Genomic DNA, 15,930 nt, shown 5'->3' with positions numbered 1-15,930 from the left:
AGAAGTCCAATAACTACAAGAAAGGCAATCTCACATGAGCGTTCTCCCGAAACTTCGCGCGGGGGCGTTGACTGCGCTGCTGGCCCTGAGCGCCACGCCCCTGGCTTTCGCCAAGACCCCGGCCGACCAGTTGATCGTCGGCATGAGCATGATCAACCTGCTGTCCCTCGACCCGGCCGCCGCCACCGGGCTGGATGTCTCCGAGGTCAATGCCAACCTCTACGACATGCTGCTGGTGCAGGATGCGCAACAGCCGGACCGGCTGGTCCCGGCCCTGGCCGAGAGCTGGCAGGTCAGCGACGACCGCAAGACCCTCACCTTCACCCTGCGCAAGGGCGTCCAGTTCCAGTCCGGCAATCCGCTGAGCGCCGAGGATGTGGCCTGGTCGCTGCAGCGGGTGCTCAAGCTCAACCTGGCCCTGGCCTCGACCTGGAAGGCCTACGGCTTCAGCGCCGGCAACGTCGACCAGCAGATGCGCGCGGTCGATGAACACACCTTCGTCATCGAGCTGCCACGGCCCACCGACCCGTTGCTGGTGCTCAATACCCTGGCCACCTCGCCCAGCGCCTTCATCCTCGACCGCAAGGTGGTGCAGCAGCACCAGAAGGGCGACGACATGGGCGGCGCCTGGCTGACCACCCACGCTGCCGGCAGCGGCCCGTTCATCCTCAAGGACTGGCGTGCCAACGACGTGATCCTGATGAACCGCTTCGATGGCTACTGGGGTGGCCCGGCCAGGCTCAAGCGCATCGTCATGCGCAACATGACCGAGTCGCAATCCCTGCGCCTGATGGTGGAGCGCGGCGACCTCGACCTGGCCAAAGGCATGTCGGCGCCGGATATCGAGGCGCTGGAAAGCTCGGACCAGGTGCGTACCCAGACCGTGCAGCGCGGCACCCTGTACTACGTGGCCCTGAGCGTGAAGAGCAAGCCCTACGACGATGCCCGGGTGCGCAAGGCGGTGCGTTCGCTGATCGACTACCAGGGCATCAACCAGACCGTGATGCCGCACTACGGCCAGCTCAACCAGCGTCCGCTGCCCCTGGGCCTGGCGGCGCGCCTGGACGATCCGGGCTACACCCTGAACGTCGCCGAGGCGAAGAAACTGCTGGCCGAGGCCGGCTACCCCAACGGCTTCAAGACCACCATCCGCGTGCTCACCGAGCCGCCGTTCATCAACATCGCCTCCAGCCTGCAGGCGACCCTGGCCCAGGCCGGGATCCAGGCGACCATCGTCACGGGTACCGGCAACCAGATCTACGGCGCCATGCGCGAACGCAGCTTCGACATCCTGGTCGGTCGCGGCGGCGGCGGTGCCGAGCGCCATCCCCACTCCAGCCTGCGCACCCTGGTGTACAACCCGGACAACCGCGACGAGGCCAAGCTGAGCAACTTCCAGGGCTGGCGCACCTCGTTCTACAGCCCCGAGCTGAACAGCCTGATCGAGCGCGCCGAAGTCGAGCCGGACAAGGCCAGGCAACTGGCCGACTACCAGCAGATCCAGAACACCCTGGACGAGCAGGTGGGGGCGATCCTGCCGGTCTCGCAGATGACCGACACCGTGGTGCTGTACCACGACGTCGAGAACTACCAGGGCCATAGCGCCGCCACCACCCGCTACAAGGACGTCTACAAGTCGCGCTGAGCGCAGCGGGGCCCGCGGGCCCCGCACGCCGCGTCGACCCACGAACGCCATTTCAGGAGCCCGTTATGTTTCTTTCGACTGCCTCGGTACTGGGCGCCCGCGTGTCCGGTACTGCCCGCCGGACCGGCACGGTCCTGGTGACCCTGCTCGGTCTGCTGGCGCTGACTTTCTTCATCGGCCGGGTGATGCCGCTGGACCCGGTGCTCGCCGTGGTCGGACCGGACGCCGACAGCTCCACCTACGACCAGGTGTACCAGGCCATGGGCCTGGACAAGCCGATCTGGACCCAGTTCGGCCTGTACCTGAACGACCTGCTGCACGCCGACTTCGGCAATGCGCTGCTCACCGGGCACCCGGTGCTGGAAGACATCAAGCGGGTGTTCCCGGCCACCCTCGAACTGGCGACCCTGGCGATCCTCTTCGGCGTGCTTATCGGCCTGCCATTGGGCGTGGTCGCCGCCAGCAACCAGGGGCGCCTGGGCGACCATGTGGCGCGGGTCATCACCCTGTTCGGCTATTCCACGCCGATCTTCTGGGTCGGCATGATGGGCCTGCTGGTGTTCTACGCCTGGCTCGGCTGGGCCGGCGGGGCAGGGCGTATCGACCTCGCCTACGACGGCATGGTCCCGGAGGTCACCGGCCTGATGCTGGTCGACACCGCCCTGGCGCGCGACTGGGAGGCCTTCAGCAGCGCGCTGCGGCATATCGTCCTGCCGGGGCTGATCCTCGGCCTCAACTCGGTGGCCTACATCAGCCGCATGACCCGCAGCTTCATGCTCGAACAACTGTCCCAGGAGTACATCATCACCGCCCGGGTCAAGGGCCTGTCGCGGCGCCAGGTGGTCTGGGGCCATGCCTTCCGCAACATCCTCGTGCAGCTGCTCACCGTGGTCGCCCTGGCCTACGGCTCGCTGCTGGAGGGCGCGGTGCTGATCGAGACGGTGTTCGCCTGGCCCGGTTTCGGCCAGTACCTGACCAGCAGCCTGATGCTTGGCGACATGAACGCGGTGATGGGCTGCGTGCTGGTGATCGGCCTGATCTTCGTCGCCCTCAACCTGATCAGCGATGCGCTCTACAAGGTGTTCGACCCAAGGACCCGCTGAGCCCCCGGCCGGCGCGAACACATCGACAACTATAAAAAGAAGGATGCCCCATGAAGACTGTATTCCCGACCCTGCGCCTGACCCTGCTGGGCGCCATCCTGGCCCTGGGCCCGATGGCCGCGGTGCAGGCCAGGACGCCGGCCGACCAGCTGATCGTCGGCATGAGCCTGGTCAACCTGTTCTCCATCGACCCGGCCAATGCCCCGGGCCTGGACGCCTCCGGGATCAACGCCAACCTCTACGACACGCTGATCAAGCGCGACAACGGCAACCCGGAAAAGCACCTGCCGCAACTGGCCGAACGCTGGGAAATCAGCGAGGACGGCAAGCGCATCACCTTCCACCTGCGCGATGACGTCAGGTTCCACTCCGGCAATGCCCTGACCGCCGAAGACGTGGCCTGGTCGCTGTACCGGGTGATGAAACTCAACTTCGGCCTCGCCACCACCTGGAAGGCGTACGGCTACAGCGTCGACAACATCCAGGGCCTGATCCGCGCCAGCGACGCCCACACCCTGGTGGTCGAGCTGCCGCAGGCGACCGATCCGCTGCTGGTGATCGACTCCCTGGCGATTTCCCCCAGCGCGGTGGTGGTCGACCGCGTGGAAACCCTCAAGCACGAGAAGAACGGCGACCTCGGCGGTGCCTGGCTGGTGACCAACGAAGCCGGCAGCGGGCCGTTCACCCTGAGCAAGTGGAGCGCCAACGACGCCCTGGTGATGACCCGCTTCGACGGCTACTGGGCTGGCCCGGCGAAAGTGAAGCGCGTGCTGCTGCGGCACATGACCGAGTCGCAGTCGCTGCGCCTGATGCTCGAACGCGGCGACCTCGACCTGGCCTACGGCATGGCCGCTCCGGACATCAAGGCCATCGAGGCTTCCGACAAGCTGCAGGTCCAGGCCCTGCAGCGCGGCACCATGTACTACGTGGCGATGAGCATGAAGCAGCCGGAATTCGCCAACCGCAAGGTGCGCGAGGCGGTCCGCAACCTGATCGACTACAAGGGCCTGGACGAGCAGGTCATGCCGCACTACGGCAAGCTCAACCAGCAGCCGATGCAGCTTGGCCTGGAGGCACGCCTGCCGGATCCGGGCTACACGATGGACGTGGCCAAGGCCAAGGCGCTGCTGGCCGAAGCCGGCTACCCGCAAGGCTTCTCCACCACCATCCGCACTCTGTCCGAGCCGCCGTTCATCGATATCGCCGCGCGCATGCAGGCGACCCTGGCCGAAGGCGGGATCAAGGCCACCATCGTCACCGGCACCGGCAACCAGGTCTACGGTGCGATGCGCGCGCGCAACTTCGAGATGATCGTGGCCCGCGGTGCCGAGCGTTACCCGCATCCGTACTTCAGCCTGCGCACCTTCGTCTACAACCCGGACAACAGCGACGCCGCCGGCCTGCCCAACTTCCAGGGCTGGCGCGCATCGTTCTTCAGCCGCCAGCTCAACGACCTGATTGACCGCGTCGGCGTCGAGCGCGATGCCGGCAAGCGCCTGGCCATGTACCACGAAGCACAGAACCTGTACGACCAGCAGGTCGGCCCGATCATGATGATCTCGCAGATGACCGACACCGCCGTGAGCGCGGTGGACGTCAAGGGCTTCGTCGGCGACGACGCCGAGGCGACCCGCTACCTGGGCGTCTACAAGCAACGCTGAGTACCGGGCCGGCGCCTGTGGGCGCTGGCACGGCCATGAGTCCACACCGAGAACATGCCGATGATTGCCAACATGTCTTCCAGCGAAACCGCCGCCAAGCGGCAAGCCGACACTACCCCGGCGTCCAGCCTCGACGCCTTGTACAAGAGCAGCCTGCGGGTGCTGCGCCACCTGCTGCGCAACCCCATGACCCTGGCGGGCCTGGTGGTGGCCTTGCTGCTGGTGGTGGTGGCGGCCTTCGCGCCCTGGATCGCCACCCACGACCCGGTGCTGCAGAACCTCGCCAATGCCTTGCAGGCGCCCAGCGCCGCGCACTGGTTCGGCACCGACGAATATGGCCGGGACATCTTCAGCCGGCTGGTCTACGGCTCGCGCATCACCCTCTACATCATCGCCCTGGTGAGCATCATCGTCGGCCCCATCGGGCTGTTCATCGGCACCGTCTCCGGGTATTTCGGCGGCGTGGTCGACACGGTGTTCATGCGCATCACCGACATCTTCATCTCCTTCCCGAGCCTGGTCCTGGCGCTGGCCTTCATCGCCGCCCTCGGCCCTGGCCTGGAGCATGCCGTGGTGGCCATCGCGCTCACCTCGTGGCCGCCGATCGCGCGCCTGGCACGGGCCGAAACCCTGTCGCTGCGCAAGGCCGACTTCGTCGTCGCGGTGGAGCTGCAGGGCGCCTCGTCGAGCCGCATCATCCTGCGCCATATCGTGCCCATGTGCCTGTCGTCGGTGATCATCCGCCTGACCATGAACATGGCCGGGATCATCCTCACCGCCGCGGCCCTTGGCTTCCTCGGCCTGGGTGCCCAGGCGCCGCTGCCGGAGTGGGGGGCGATGATCTCCACCGGCCGGCGCTACATGCTCGAATGCTGGTGGCTGGTGGCGGTACCGGGGGCGGCGATCATGCTCGTGAGCCTGGCGTTCAACCTGCTGGGCGACGGCCTGCGGGACATTCTCGATCCGCGTAGCGAATAACTGGAGGCTGTATGTCGACGCCAAAACTCACTGTCGATTCGCTCAATGTGCGCTTCGTCAACGGCAAGAAAGAAATGCACGCGGTGCGTGACGTGTCCTTCACCCTGGGCCGGGAAAAGCTCGCCATCGTCGGCGAGTCCGGCTCGGGCAAGTCCACGGTCGGGCGCAGCCTGCTCAAGCTGCACCCGGCCAGCACGCAGATCAGCGCCAAGGCCCTGCGCTTCGGAGAGGTCGATCTGCTCTCGGCCAGCGAAAGGGCCATGCAGAAGATCCGCGGCAACCGCATCTCGATGATCATGCAGGACCCGAAATACTCGCTCAATCCGGTGGTCAAGGTCGGCGAGCAGATCGCCGAAGCCTACCTGGCCCACCACAAGGCCAGCCGCGCCGAGGCCCGCGAGCGGGTCCTGGGCATGCTGGAAAAGGTGCATATCCGCGACCCCAAGCGGGTCTACGACCTGTACCCGCATGAGGTCAGCGGCGGCATGGGCCAGCGCATCATGATCGCGATGATGGTGATCACCAGCCCGGAAGTGATCATCGCCGACGAGCCCACCTCGGCCCTCGACGTCTCGGTGCGCCAGCAGGTGCTCAACGTCCTGGAGGAACTGGTGGTGGAAAACCGGATGGGCCTGATCTTCGTCAGCCACGACCTCAACCTGGTGCGCAACTACTGCGACCGGGTGCTGGTGATGTATGCCGGGCGGGTGGTCGAATCCCTTGCCGCCTGCGACCTGCACCACGCCGAACACCCCTATACCCGTGGCTTGCTGGCGGCCTTGCCGAGCATGGACAACCGCCGTCCGCGCTTGCCGGTGCTGCAACGCGACCCGCTCTGGCTCACCTGCTGAGGAACCGACCATGTCCATGATCCAAGCCCAATCGTTGAACCTGAGCTTTGGCGTCGGCCCGGCGCTCAACCAGGTGCTGCACGACGTCAACCTGAGTGTCGAGGACGGCGAGTCGTTCGGCCTGGTGGGGGAGTCGGGTTCCGGCAAGACCACCGTGCTGCGCTGCCTGGCCGGGCAGTACCGGCACTGGAGCGGGGCGCTGAGCATCGCCGGCGTGCCGTTGCAGCACAAGATCCCCAAAGAACACTTTCGCAAGGTGCAGATGGTCTTCCAGGACCCCTACGGCTCCTTGCATCCACGGCACACCATCGATACCGCGCTGCGCGAGCCGCTGACCATCCATGGGATGGACGACCGCGACGACCGGATCAACGACATCCTGCTCAAGGTCGGGCTCAACGACAGCTTCCGCTACCGCTACCCGCACCAGTTGTCCGGCGGCCAGCGCCAGCGCGTGGCCATCGCCCGTGCCTTGATCCTGGAACCGCGGGTGCTGCTGCTCGACGAACCGACCTCGGCCCTCGATGTGTCGGTGCAGGCGGAGATCCTCAACCTGCTGTCGGACCTGCGCCAGCGCGAGAAGCTCACCTACCTGATGGTCACCCACGACCTCGGCGTGGTCAGCCACCTGTGCGACAAGGTCGCGGTGATGCAGCACGGGCGCATCGTCGAGCGCCTGGACTGCCAGGGCCTGGGCCAGGACCTGGCGACCCACGAGTACACCCGCATGCTGGTCCAGGCCAGCCGTGATTTCAGTGCCGAGAGGAGCGGGCCATGCCTCACTGTTTGATCGAATGCCCGGCGGCGCTGGCCGCGCGGGTGGGGGAGCCGCTGTTGCTGAAGGCGGTGCATGACGCCATCGATGCCAGCGGGTTCTTCAGGCCCGGCGATATCAAGGTGCGAATAGCCGGCTATGAACATTACCGCTGTGGTGAGAGGCCGGAGGATTTTGTCCATGTGACGTTGTCGGTGCTCGACGGCCGCAGCGCCGAACAGCGCCGCAGTCTGGCGACCGCAACCCTGCAGGTCCTGGTGGAGCTGCTGCCGGAGGTGGCGGCGCTGTCCATGGATGTCCGCGAGATGGCGCGGGAGGTGTTCGTCAATCGCGCTCAGTACCTGCAAAGCACCTCGGCTTGATCACAAGGCCCTGTGGGAGCGGGTTCACCCGCGATTGCGATAGTGAATTCACCGACGCCATCGCGGGTAAACCCGCTCCCACAGGGTACGCGATCAACGCAATCCACCCTGCCGCTGCCGATACTCCCCCGGCGTCACCTGGGCATAACGCAAGAAGAACCGGCTGAAATACGCCGGATCCTTGAACCCCAGGCTGTAGCAGATCTCGTTCGCCGAACTGCCGGTAAACAGCAGCAGCCGCTTGGCCTCCTGCATCACCCTTTCCAGTACCAGGCGCTTGGACGGCAGGTCGGCGATGCGCCGGCAGACATCGTTCAGCCGCGCTTCGGTCACCCCGATTCCCTCGGCATAGCGCGACAACGGCCAATGCTCCAGGTAATGCGCCTCGATCAGCTCGTTGAAGCGGTGGAAGATCTGCAGGTCCTCATGCCGCGTGGTCCGCGCCGGCAGTGAACGGGCACAAAGACGCAACAGGCTGACCATGATCAGGCGGGTCAGGCTGTACAGCGCCGCCTCGCGTCCGGCTTGCATCCCCTCCACTTCCGTTCCGAGCAATTCGAAGAGCAACTCCAGACGCTGCGCCTCCGCCGCGAACGCCGGCTCCAGCCCGCTCAACGCCACGCACGCCGGCGCCACCTGCGGCCCCGGCGCCAGCCCCGGATCCACCTCCAGCAACTGCCACACCAACTGTTGGCGCACGGTCAGCACATGCCCGTCGGCATCCGCTTCGGTGACGAAGGAATGGGGAATGGTCGGCGGAGTGAGGAAGAACATCGGCCCGGATTCGACGTACTGCTGGTCGTCCAGGTACACCCGCACCGTTCCCGACTTGACGTAGTGCACCTGGAAGAAGCGGTCGTGCCGGTGCACCGGCATGTTGCGCCCGAAAAACCCGGCGAGGTTGCCGAGCTTGTCGTAGTGCACCTCCGAGTCGCTGTAGCGCTGGTCGTAGACCTGGCCGATGTTGATGTTGGGGATCGGCGTGCGATCGCTCATGTGCCTTTACCTCGTACCGCTTCTTGTTCTGCCCGCCAGCTTACCGCGCCATCGAACACACGGCAGCTTGCATTTCGTTAACATCTTAATTATAACGTTAACACATTAACAATTGTCCCCGCGGGGCACCCTGTGTCGTCCCGCCCACTGTCAGGAGAAGAGCATGAGCCGTGCCCTGCATGACGCTGCTACCGGCACCCTGTTCGGCGTCGCGCTGAACTACAAGGGGCTGCTGGAACAGCGTCTCGCCGAATTCGAACAGGCGCCGTACCAGAAGCCACCGGTCAAGCCGGTGCTGTTCATCAAGACCCCCAATACCCGCAATGGCCACGGCCAGCCGGTGGTCTATCCGCAGGGCGTCGAGCGCTTGCAGGCCGGCCCGGCCCTGGGCGTGGTGATCGGCAAGCGTGCCAGCCGCGTCAGCGCCGAACAGGCGCTGGAACACGTCGCCGGTTTCACCATCGTCAACGAATTCAGCCTGCCGGAAGAGAGCTACTACCGCCCGGCGGTCAAGGCCAAGTGCCGCGACGGCTTCTGCGTGATCGGCCCTGAGCTGGTCCCGGTCGCCCAGGTCGCCGACCCGCATGCCCTGGACATCCGCCTGTTCATCAACGGCGAAGTCCGCCAGCAGAACAGCACCACCAACCTGGTGCGCGGCATCCCGCAACTGATCGCGGAAATCTCCGAATTCATGACCCTGCATGAAGGCGACGTGCTGATCACCGGCACCCCGGAAGGCCGCGCCGACGTCAAGCCGGGCGACCAGGTAGAAATCGAGATCACCGGGCTCGGCCGCCTGGCCAACCCCATCGTCGCCGAGCAGGAGGCCCACTGATGAAACACGCTCGTATCCGTTTCCAGGGTGAAGTCCACGCGGTGACCGTGGAAGCCGACAACGCCGTGCGCCTGGCCGATGGCCGCCTGATCGCCGAAGACCAGGTCGAATGGCTGCCGCCAGCCAACGGCAGCATGTTCGCCCTCGGCCTGAACTACGCCGACCATGCCGCGGAGCTTGCCTTCGCGCCGCCGACCGAGCCGCTGGCCTTCGTCAAGTCGCCGGGCACCTACACCGGCCACAACGCCATCACCTGGCGCCCGGACAACATCAAGTACATGCACTACGAGTGCGAGCTGGTGGCCGTGATCGGCAAGCCGGCGCGCAACGTCAAGCGCGAGGACGCCCTGGAGTACCTGGCGGGCTACACGGTCTGCAACGACTACGCCATCCGCGACTACCTCGAGAACTACTACCGCCCCAACCTGCGGGTGAAGAACCGCGACTGCACCACCCCGGTCGGTCCGTGGATCGTCGACGTGGCCGATGTGCCCGATCCGTCCAACCTGACCCTGCGCACCTGGATCAACGGTGAGCTGAAGCAGGAAGGCAGCACCAAGGACATGATCTTCGACATCCCCTACCTGATCGAATACCTGTCCAGCTTCATGACCCTGCAACCGGGCGACATGATCGCCACCGGCACCCCGGAAGGCCTGGCCGACGTGGTCCCGGGCGATGAAGTGGTGGTGGAAGTGGAAGGTGTCGGCCGCCTGGTCAACCGCATCGTCAGCGAAGCCGAGTTCTTCGCTCAATACAACAAAGAGGCATGAGCATGATCAAGCACTGGATCAACGGCCGCGAGGTCGAGAGCAAGGACACCTTCGTCAACTACAACCCGGCCACCGGCGAAGCCATCGGCGAAGTCGCCAGCGGCGGTGCCGAGGAAGTCGCCCAGGCGGTCGCCGCGGCGAAGGAAGCCTTCCCGAAATGGGCCAACACCCCGGCCAAGGAGCGCGCCCGCCTGATGCGCAAGCTGGGTGAGCTGATCGACCAGAACGTGCCGAAACTGGCCGAGCTGGAGACCCTGGACACCGGCCTGCCGATCCACCAGACCAAGAACGTGCTGATCCCGCGTGCCTCGCACAACTTCGACTTCTTCGCCGAAGTCTGCACGCGCATGGACGGCCACACCTACCCGGTGGACGACCAGATGCTCAACTACACCCTGTACCAGCCGGTCGGCGTGTGTGGCCTGGTATCGCCGTGGAACGTGCCGTTCATGACCGCCACCTGGAAGACCGCGCCGTGCCTGGCCCTGGGCAACACCGCGGTGCTGAAGATGAGCGAACTGTCGCCGCTGACCGCCAACGAGCTGGGTCGCCTGGCCGTCGAGGCCGGCATCCCGAATGGCGTGCTCAACGTCATCCAGGGCTACGGTGCCACCGCCGGTGACGCCCTGGTCCGTCATCCGGACGTGCGGGCCATCTCCTTCACCGGCGGCACCGCCACCGGCAAGAAGATCATGCAGACCGCCGGCCTGAAGAAATACTCGATGGAACTGGGCGGCAAGTCGCCGGTGCTGATCTTCGAGGACGCCGACCTGGAACGCGCACTGGACGCCGCGCTGTTCACCATCTTCTCGCTGAACGGCGAGCGCTGCACCGCCGGCAGCCGGATCTTCATCCAGGAGAGCGTGTACCCGCAGTTCGTCGCCGAGTTCGCCGCACGCGCCAAGCGCCTGATCGTCGGTGATCCGACCGATCCGAAGACCCAGGTCGGCTCGATGATCACCCAGGCCCACTACGACAAGGTCACCGGCTACATCCGCATCGGCATCGAGGAAGGCGCCACCCTGCTCGCCGGCGGTCTGGAGCGTCCGGCCAACCTGCCGGCGCACCTGGCTCGCGGCCAGTTCATCCAGCCGACCGTGTTCGCCGACGTGAACAACAAGATGCGCATCGCCCAGGAAGAGATCTTCGGCCCGGTGGTCTGCCTGATCCCGTTCAAGGACGAGGCCGAAGCGCTGCAACTGGCCAACGACACCGAGTACGGCCTGGCCTCGTACATCTGGACCCAGGACATCGGCAAGGCCCACCGCCTGGCCCGTGGCATCGAGGCCGGCATGGTGTTCATCAACAGCCAGAACGTACGCGACCTGCGCCAGCCGTTCGGCGGCGTGAAGGGCTCGGGTACCGGTCGCGAAGGCGGTCAGTACAGCTTCGAAGTGTTTGCCGAGATCAAGAACGTGTGCATCTCGATGGGTAGCCACCACATTCCGCGCTGGGGTGTTTAAACCCGCATAGATCCGGGATGTACACCGAACCTGTAGGAGCGGGTTCACCCGCGATTGCGGTGGTGAATCCACCATTGCAATCGCGGGTAAACCCGCTCCTACAGGGATCGCGCAACCAACAAGAACCAGGAGTTCCATCATGGGCGAAGTCGTCCTGGCAGCCAAAGTCTGCCACGTCCCCTCGATGTACCTGTCCGAACTGCCGGGCAAGCACCACGGCTGCCGCGAGGCGGCCATCGCCGGGCACAAGGAAATCGGCCGCCGCGCCCGCGAGCTGGGCGCCGACACCGCAGTGGTGTTCGACGTGCACTGGCTGGTCAACAGCGCCTACCACATCAACTGCGGCGAGCACTTCAAGGGTGTCTACACCAGCAACGAGCTGCCGCACTTCATCCGCGACATGGAATTCGAATACCCCGGCTGCCCCGAACTGGGCCAGTTGATCGCCGAAGAGGCCAACGCCGCCGGCGTACGTACCCAGGCCCACAACATTCCTAGCCTGGAGCTGGAATACGGCACCCTGGTACCGATGCGCTACATGCACATGGGCGTGCCGGACGCGGAAAAACTGCAGGTCGTGTCCATCGCCGCCTGGTGCGCCTGGCACCGCCTGGAAGACAGCCTGGCCTTCGGCGCCGCGGTGCGCCGCGCCATCGAGAAGAGCGACCGCAAGGTCCTGGTGCTGGCCTCCGGCTCCCTCTCCCACCGCTTCTCCGACGACCGCAACGCCGAAGCCAACATCCACAACTGGACCCGCGAGTTCGACAAGCAGGTCGACATGCGCGTGGTGGAACTGTGGAAGCAGGGTCGCTTCAAGGAGTTCTGCGCGATGCTGCCGGACTACGCCGCGCACTGCTACGGCGAAGGCGGCATGCACGACACCGCGATGCTCCTCGGCCTGCTCGGCGGCGCCGACTACGACAAGCCGGTGGAAGTCCTGACCGAAGCCTTCGGCAGCTCCGGTACCGGCCAGATCAACGCGATCTTCCCGCTCTGATTCCGAGGAGTCCCCATGCCCCATTTCATCGCTGAAATCACCGACAACATCGAACGGCAAGCCGACCTGCCCGGCCTGTTCGAGAAGGTCCACGCCACCCTCGGCGCCAGCGGCGTGTTTCCCCTCGGCGGCATCCGCAGCCGCGCGGTGCGCCTGGACACCTGGCGCATGGCCGACGGCAAGCATGACTACGCCTTCGTCCACATGACCCTCAAGGTCGGCCACGGCCGCGACCTGGAAACCCGCACCCAGGTCGCCGAACAGCTGTTCGCGGTGATCACCGAGCACTTCGCCGCGCTGCAGGCCGAGCGCCTGCTGGCCCTGTCGTTCGAAATGATCGAGCTGCACCCGCAACTGAACTTCAAGCAGAACAACGTCCACGCATTCCTGAAGAACCAGGCGGGTTGACCTCCCCGCCTTACCCCCAACGGCCCCACTCTGACAAAAAGTACAAGATCATGAGCACAGCCAATACCGCAGAACCCGTAGCGCTTGCCCGTCAACAATCCACCCACTCCACCGTCACCTGGCGGCTGATGCCGCTGCTGCTGGTGTGTTACCTGTTCGCCCACCTCGACCGCATCAACATCGGCTTCGCCAAGATGCAGATGAGCACCGACCTGCACTTCAGCGACACGGTGTATGGCCTCGGCGCCGGCCTGTTCTTCATCGCCTACGCGCTGTTCGGCGTACCGAGCAACATGGCCCTGGACCGCGTCGGCCCGCGGCGCTGGATCGCCACCCTGATGGTGGTCTGGGGTGCGCTGTCGACCAGCATGCTGCTGGTGCAAAGCGCCAGCGGCTTCTACGTGCTGCGCTTCCTCCTGGGCGTGGCCGAGGCCGGCTTCTTCCCGGGCATCCTGGTCTACCTCAACCGCTGGTACCCGGCCCGTCGCCGCGCCGGCATCACCGCGCTGTTCGCCATCGCCGTGCCCATGGCCGGCGTGGTCGGCGGCCCGTTGTCCGGTGGCATCCTCGAACTCTTCCATGACGCCGCCGGCCTGCGCGGCTGGCAGTGGATGTTCCTGCTCGAAGGCGCACCGGTGATCCTGCTCGGCCTGGTGGTGCTCAAGTGCCTGCCGGACAGCTTCGACAACGTCAGCTGGCTCAGCGCCGAACAGAAACACGACCTGCGCGAACAGCTTGCCAGTGAAGAAGGACGCAAGCCGATCAACTCCTTCGGCGGCATCCTCAGCGATGCCCGCGTGTGGCTGCTGGTGGCGGTGTACTGCGCGGTGATGCTGGCGGTGAACACCCTGGCCTTCTGGATGCCCACGCTGATCCACGGCGCCGGCATCGGCAGCGACGGCCGCGTCGGCCTGCTCAGCGCCGTGCCCTACCTGGCCGGCTGCTTCTTCATGATCGCCTGCGGACGCTCCTCGGACCGTCGCCGCGAACGCCGCTGGCACCTGTGCGTGCCGCTGCTGATGTCGGCCGCCGGCATCGCCGTGGCCGGTATCGCACCGGACAACGCCACCCTGGTGATGAGCGGCCTGATCGTCGCCGGCATGGGCGCCAGCGCCGCCTTGCCGATGTTCTGGCAACTGCCGCCGGCGTTCCTGTCCAACACCACCCAGGCCGCCGGCATCGGCCTGATCAGCTCGCTGGGCAGCATCGCCTCGTTCGCCGCGCCCTACCTGATCGGCTGGATGCGCGACACCACCCACAGCGCCAGCCTCGCCCTGTACGTGCTGGCCGTCTTCATCACGCTCGGAGGCCTGCTGGTGCTGCGCACCCAGGCCGCCACCGTAAATCCTCAGTAAGAGATCCCGACCATGCTTGACCACAGCCAGATCCTCGCCGCCGCGGCCCAACTGGACCGCGCCGAACGCAGCCGCGAACAGGTGCGCCAGTTCTCCCTGGAACATCCTGGCATCACCATCGAGGACGCCTACGCCATCCAGCGCGCCTGGGTGGCACAGAAGATCGCGGACGGGCGCAAGCTGGTCGGCCACAAGATCGGCCTGACCTCCCGCGCCATGCAGGTGTCGTCGAACATCACCGAGCCGGACTACGGCGCCTTGCTCGACGACATGCTGTTCGACGAAGGCACCGACATTCCGTTCGAGCGCTTCATCGTGCCGCGCGTGGAAGTGGAGCTGGCGTTCATCCTCGGCAAGCCGCTGAAAGGCCCGAACGTCACCGTCTTCGACGTGCTCGACGCCACCGAATGGGTGATCCCGGCGCTGGAAATCATCGACGCGCGGATCCAGCAGGTCGACCCGCAGACCCAGGCCACGCGCAAGGTCTTCGACACCATCTCGGACAACGCCGCCAACGCCGGCGTGGTCATGGGCGGGCGTCCGGTGCGACCCACCGATATCGACCTGCGCAAGGTCCCGGCGGTGCTCTACCGCAATGGCGTGATCGAGGAATCCGGCGTCTCCGCCGCTGTGCTCAACCACCCGGCCAAGGGCGTGGCGTGGCTGGCCAACAAGCTGGCGCCGTACGACGTCACCCTGGAAGCCGGGCAGATCATCCTCGGCGGCTCCTTCACCCGTCCGGTGGCAGCGCGTCCGGGCGACACCTTCCATGTCGACTACGACATGCTCGGTTCCATCGCCTGCCGTTTCGTCTGATCAGGAGGTCTTCATGGACATGCCCGTCAACCGCTTCAAACAGCGCCTGCAGCAGGACCAGGCGCAGATCGGCCTGTGGCTCGGCCTGGCCGATGCCTACTGCGCGGAGCTGGCGGCCAACGCCGGCTTCGACTGGCTGCTGATCGACGGCGAACACGCGCCCAACGACCTGCGCGGCATGCTCTCGCAACTGCAGGCCGTGGCGCCCTATGCCAGCGAGGCGATCATCCGCCCGGTGATCGGCGATACCGCGCTGATCAAACAAGTGCTGGATATCGGCGCGCAGACGCTGCTGGTGCCGATGGTCGACAGCGCTGAACAGGCACGTCAGCTGGTCCGCGCCGTGCACTACCCGCCCAAGGGCGTGCGTGGCGTGGGTAGCGCGCTGGCGCGGGCGTCGCGCTGGAACAGCATCCCGGGCTACCTGGATCATGCCGATGCGCAGATGTGCCTGCTGGTACAGATCGAGAACCTGGAAGCGCTGGCCAACCTCGACGAGATCGTTGCGGTGGACGGAGTGGATGGCGTGTTCATCGGGCCGGCGGACCTCAGTGCGTCCATGGGACATCGCGGCAATCCGGGGCACCCGGACGTGCAGGCGGCGATCGAGGACGCGATCCTGCGGATCAACAAGGCCGGCAAGGCGGCGGGGATCCTCAGCGCGGACGAGAAGCTGGCGCGGCGCTATATCGAGCTGGGGGCGAAGTTCGTTGCCGTCGGTGTCGATACCACGGTGCTGATGCGCGGGTTGCAGGGGTTGGCGGCGAAGTTCAAGGAAGGTCAGGTGGTACAGCCAACTTCCGGCGGCGTCTATTAGAAAGCCATCGCTGCGGTTCGGCGCCCCGACAAGCCAGCTCCCACAAGGTCCGCGGTGCATGCGGTCCCTGTGGGAGCTGGCTTGCCAGCGATGAA

At 65.8% G+C, this 15,930-nt stretch carries 16 protein-coding genes; 15 read left to right on the top strand and 1 reads right to left on the bottom strand.

The window, feature by feature from the left end:
* The first annotated feature begins 34 nt into the window (after positions 1–34).
* From V0R59_RS19145 to V0R59_RS19115, 7 genes are all read left to right on the top strand, one after another.
* On the top strand, positions 35–1,645 hold the full coding sequence (locus V0R59_RS19145) for an ABC transporter substrate-binding protein (protein ID WP_330076309.1): 1,611 nt from the start codon (positions 35–37) through the stop codon (positions 1,643–1,645).
* 65 nt (positions 1,646–1,710) lie between these two features.
* Positions 1,711–2,748, top strand: coding sequence for an ABC transporter permease (locus V0R59_RS19140; RefSeq protein ID WP_330076310.1), 1,038 nt, complete (start codon positions 1,711–1,713; stop codon positions 2,746–2,748).
* 50 nt (positions 2,749–2,798) lie between these two features.
* Positions 2,799–4,409 carry an ABC transporter substrate-binding protein gene (locus V0R59_RS19135; protein WP_330076311.1) on the top strand — a complete coding sequence of 537 codons (1,611 nt, stop codon included), beginning with the start codon at positions 2,799–2,801 and terminating at the stop codon, positions 4,407–4,409.
* Positions 4,410–4,469: 60 nt separating this feature from the next.
* Positions 4,470–5,387 (top strand): ABC transporter permease, encoded by a 918-nt coding sequence (locus V0R59_RS19130; RefSeq protein WP_330076312.1) that lies wholly within the window; start codon positions 4,470–4,472, stop codon positions 5,385–5,387.
* Positions 5,388–5,398: 11 nt separating this feature from the next.
* Positions 5,399–6,238 (top strand): ABC transporter ATP-binding protein, encoded by an 840-nt coding sequence (locus tag V0R59_RS19125; RefSeq protein ID WP_330076313.1) that lies wholly within the window; start codon positions 5,399–5,401, stop codon positions 6,236–6,238.
* 10 nt (positions 6,239–6,248) lie between these two features.
* Entirely contained in the window at positions 6,249–7,028 is a 780-nt protein-coding gene (locus V0R59_RS19120) for an ABC transporter ATP-binding protein (protein ID WP_330076314.1), read from the top strand.
* A complete protein-coding gene (locus V0R59_RS19115; RefSeq protein ID WP_330076315.1) occupies positions 7,013–7,375 on the top strand; it encodes a 5-carboxymethyl-2-hydroxymuconate Delta-isomerase in 363 nt (120 codons plus the stop codon). The genes V0R59_RS19120 and V0R59_RS19115 overlap by 16 nt, the downstream gene beginning before the upstream one ends.
* A gap of 93 nt (positions 7,376–7,468) precedes the next feature.
* Here V0R59_RS19115 and hpaA read toward each other — a convergent pair whose 3' ends face one another.
* Positions 7,469–8,371 carry a 4-hydroxyphenylacetate catabolism regulatory protein HpaA gene (hpaA, locus tag V0R59_RS19110; protein ID WP_330078382.1) on the bottom strand — a complete coding sequence of 301 codons (903 nt, stop codon included), beginning with the start codon at positions 8,369–8,371 and terminating at the stop codon, positions 7,469–7,471.
* A 163-nt stretch (positions 8,372–8,534) separates the two neighbouring features.
* On the opposite strand from hpaA, the gene V0R59_RS19105 reads away from it, so the two are divergent.
* The 8 genes from V0R59_RS19105 to hpaI all read left to right on the top strand — a co-directional run bounded on the left by V0R59_RS19105 (position 8,535) and on the right by hpaI (position 15,835).
* Positions 8,535–9,206: a fumarylacetoacetate hydrolase family protein gene (locus tag V0R59_RS19105; RefSeq protein ID WP_330078381.1), complete on the top strand. Its 672-nt coding sequence runs from the start codon at positions 8,535–8,537 to the stop codon at positions 9,204–9,206.
* Entirely contained in the window at positions 9,206–9,979 is a 774-nt protein-coding gene (locus tag V0R59_RS19100; RefSeq protein ID WP_330078380.1) for a fumarylacetoacetate hydrolase family protein, read from the top strand. Before V0R59_RS19105 ends, V0R59_RS19100 begins: the two co-directional genes overlap by 1 nt.
* A gap of 2 nt (positions 9,980–9,981) precedes the next feature.
* A complete protein-coding gene (gene hpaE / locus V0R59_RS19095; RefSeq protein ID WP_330078379.1) occupies positions 9,982–11,442 on the top strand; it encodes a 5-carboxymethyl-2-hydroxymuconate semialdehyde dehydrogenase in 1,461 nt (486 codons plus the stop codon).
* A gap of 139 nt (positions 11,443–11,581) precedes the next feature.
* Positions 11,582–12,439, top strand: coding sequence for a 3,4-dihydroxyphenylacetate 2,3-dioxygenase (gene hpaD, locus V0R59_RS19090; RefSeq protein WP_330078378.1), 858 nt, complete (start codon positions 11,582–11,584; stop codon positions 12,437–12,439).
* Positions 12,440–12,454: 15 nt separating this feature from the next.
* Positions 12,455–12,847, top strand: a complete 393-nt coding sequence (locus V0R59_RS19085; RefSeq protein WP_330078377.1) for a tautomerase family protein — start codon at positions 12,455–12,457, stop codon at positions 12,845–12,847.
* Positions 12,848–12,897: 50 nt separating this feature from the next.
* On the top strand, positions 12,898–14,202 hold the full coding sequence (locus V0R59_RS19080; protein ID WP_330078376.1) for an MFS transporter: 1,305 nt from the start codon (positions 12,898–12,900) through the stop codon (positions 14,200–14,202).
* A 12-nt stretch (positions 14,203–14,214) separates the two neighbouring features.
* Positions 14,215–15,018: a 2-oxo-hept-4-ene-1,7-dioate hydratase gene (gene hpaH, locus V0R59_RS19075; protein WP_330078375.1), complete on the top strand. Its 804-nt coding sequence runs from the start codon at positions 14,215–14,217 to the stop codon at positions 15,016–15,018.
* 13 nt (positions 15,019–15,031) lie between these two features.
* On the top strand, positions 15,032–15,835 hold the full coding sequence (gene hpaI / locus V0R59_RS19070) for a 4-hydroxy-2-oxoheptanedioate aldolase (protein ID WP_330078374.1): 804 nt from the start codon (positions 15,032–15,034) through the stop codon (positions 15,833–15,835).
* Positions 15,836–15,930: the final 95 nt, after the last annotated feature.

Origin of the sequence: Pseudomonas ulcerans (assembly GCF_036324125.1) — a bacterium.
GTDB classification, from domain to species: Bacteria; Pseudomonadota; Gammaproteobacteria; order Pseudomonadales; family Pseudomonadaceae; genus Aquipseudomonas; species Aquipseudomonas ulcerans.
The sequence above is the reverse complement of the archived record's forward strand: the minus strand, read 5'-3'. Positions and strand labels throughout refer to the sequence as shown.

What these genes read in the sequence shown, in the direction of transcription:
- V0R59_RS19115 (WP_330076315.1), top strand. Translation starts at nt 7,013, where the DNA reads ATGCCTCACTGTTTGATCGAATGCCCGGCGGCGCTGGCCGCGCGGGTG.
- V0R59_RS19130 (WP_330076312.1), top strand. Translation starts at nt 4,470, where the DNA reads ATGATTGCCAACATGTCTTCCAGCGAAACCGCCGCCAAGCGGCAAGCC.
- hpaE (WP_330078379.1), top strand. Translation starts at nt 9,982, where the DNA reads ATGATCAAGCACTGGATCAACGGCCGCGAGGTCGAGAGCAAGGACACC.
- V0R59_RS19125 (WP_330076313.1), top strand. Translation starts at nt 5,399, where the DNA reads ATGTCGACGCCAAAACTCACTGTCGATTCGCTCAATGTGCGCTTCGTC.
- V0R59_RS19120 (WP_330076314.1), top strand. Translation starts at nt 6,249, where the DNA reads ATGTCCATGATCCAAGCCCAATCGTTGAACCTGAGCTTTGGCGTCGGC.
- V0R59_RS19135 (WP_330076311.1), top strand. Translation starts at nt 2,799, where the DNA reads ATGAAGACTGTATTCCCGACCCTGCGCCTGACCCTGCTGGGCGCCATC.
- V0R59_RS19100 (WP_330078380.1), top strand. Translation starts at nt 9,206, where the DNA reads ATGAAACACGCTCGTATCCGTTTCCAGGGTGAAGTCCACGCGGTGACC.
- hpaH (WP_330078375.1), top strand. Translation starts at nt 14,215, where the DNA reads ATGCTTGACCACAGCCAGATCCTCGCCGCCGCGGCCCAACTGGACCGC.
- V0R59_RS19080 (WP_330078376.1), top strand. Translation starts at nt 12,898, where the DNA reads ATGAGCACAGCCAATACCGCAGAACCCGTAGCGCTTGCCCGTCAACAA.
- hpaD (WP_330078378.1), top strand. Translation starts at nt 11,582, where the DNA reads ATGGGCGAAGTCGTCCTGGCAGCCAAAGTCTGCCACGTCCCCTCGATG.
- V0R59_RS19085 (WP_330078377.1), top strand. Translation starts at nt 12,455, where the DNA reads ATGCCCCATTTCATCGCTGAAATCACCGACAACATCGAACGGCAAGCC.
- hpaI (WP_330078374.1), top strand. Translation starts at nt 15,032, where the DNA reads ATGGACATGCCCGTCAACCGCTTCAAACAGCGCCTGCAGCAGGACCAG.
- V0R59_RS19140 (WP_330076310.1), top strand. Translation starts at nt 1,711, where the DNA reads ATGTTTCTTTCGACTGCCTCGGTACTGGGCGCCCGCGTGTCCGGTACT.
- V0R59_RS19145 (WP_330076309.1), top strand. Translation starts at nt 35, where the DNA reads ATGAGCGTTCTCCCGAAACTTCGCGCGGGGGCGTTGACTGCGCTGCTG.
- hpaA (WP_330078382.1), bottom strand. Translation starts at nt 8,371, where the DNA reads ATGAGCGATCGCACGCCGATCCCCAACATCAACATCGGCCAGGTCTAC.
- V0R59_RS19105 (WP_330078381.1), top strand. Translation starts at nt 8,535, where the DNA reads ATGAGCCGTGCCCTGCATGACGCTGCTACCGGCACCCTGTTCGGCGTC.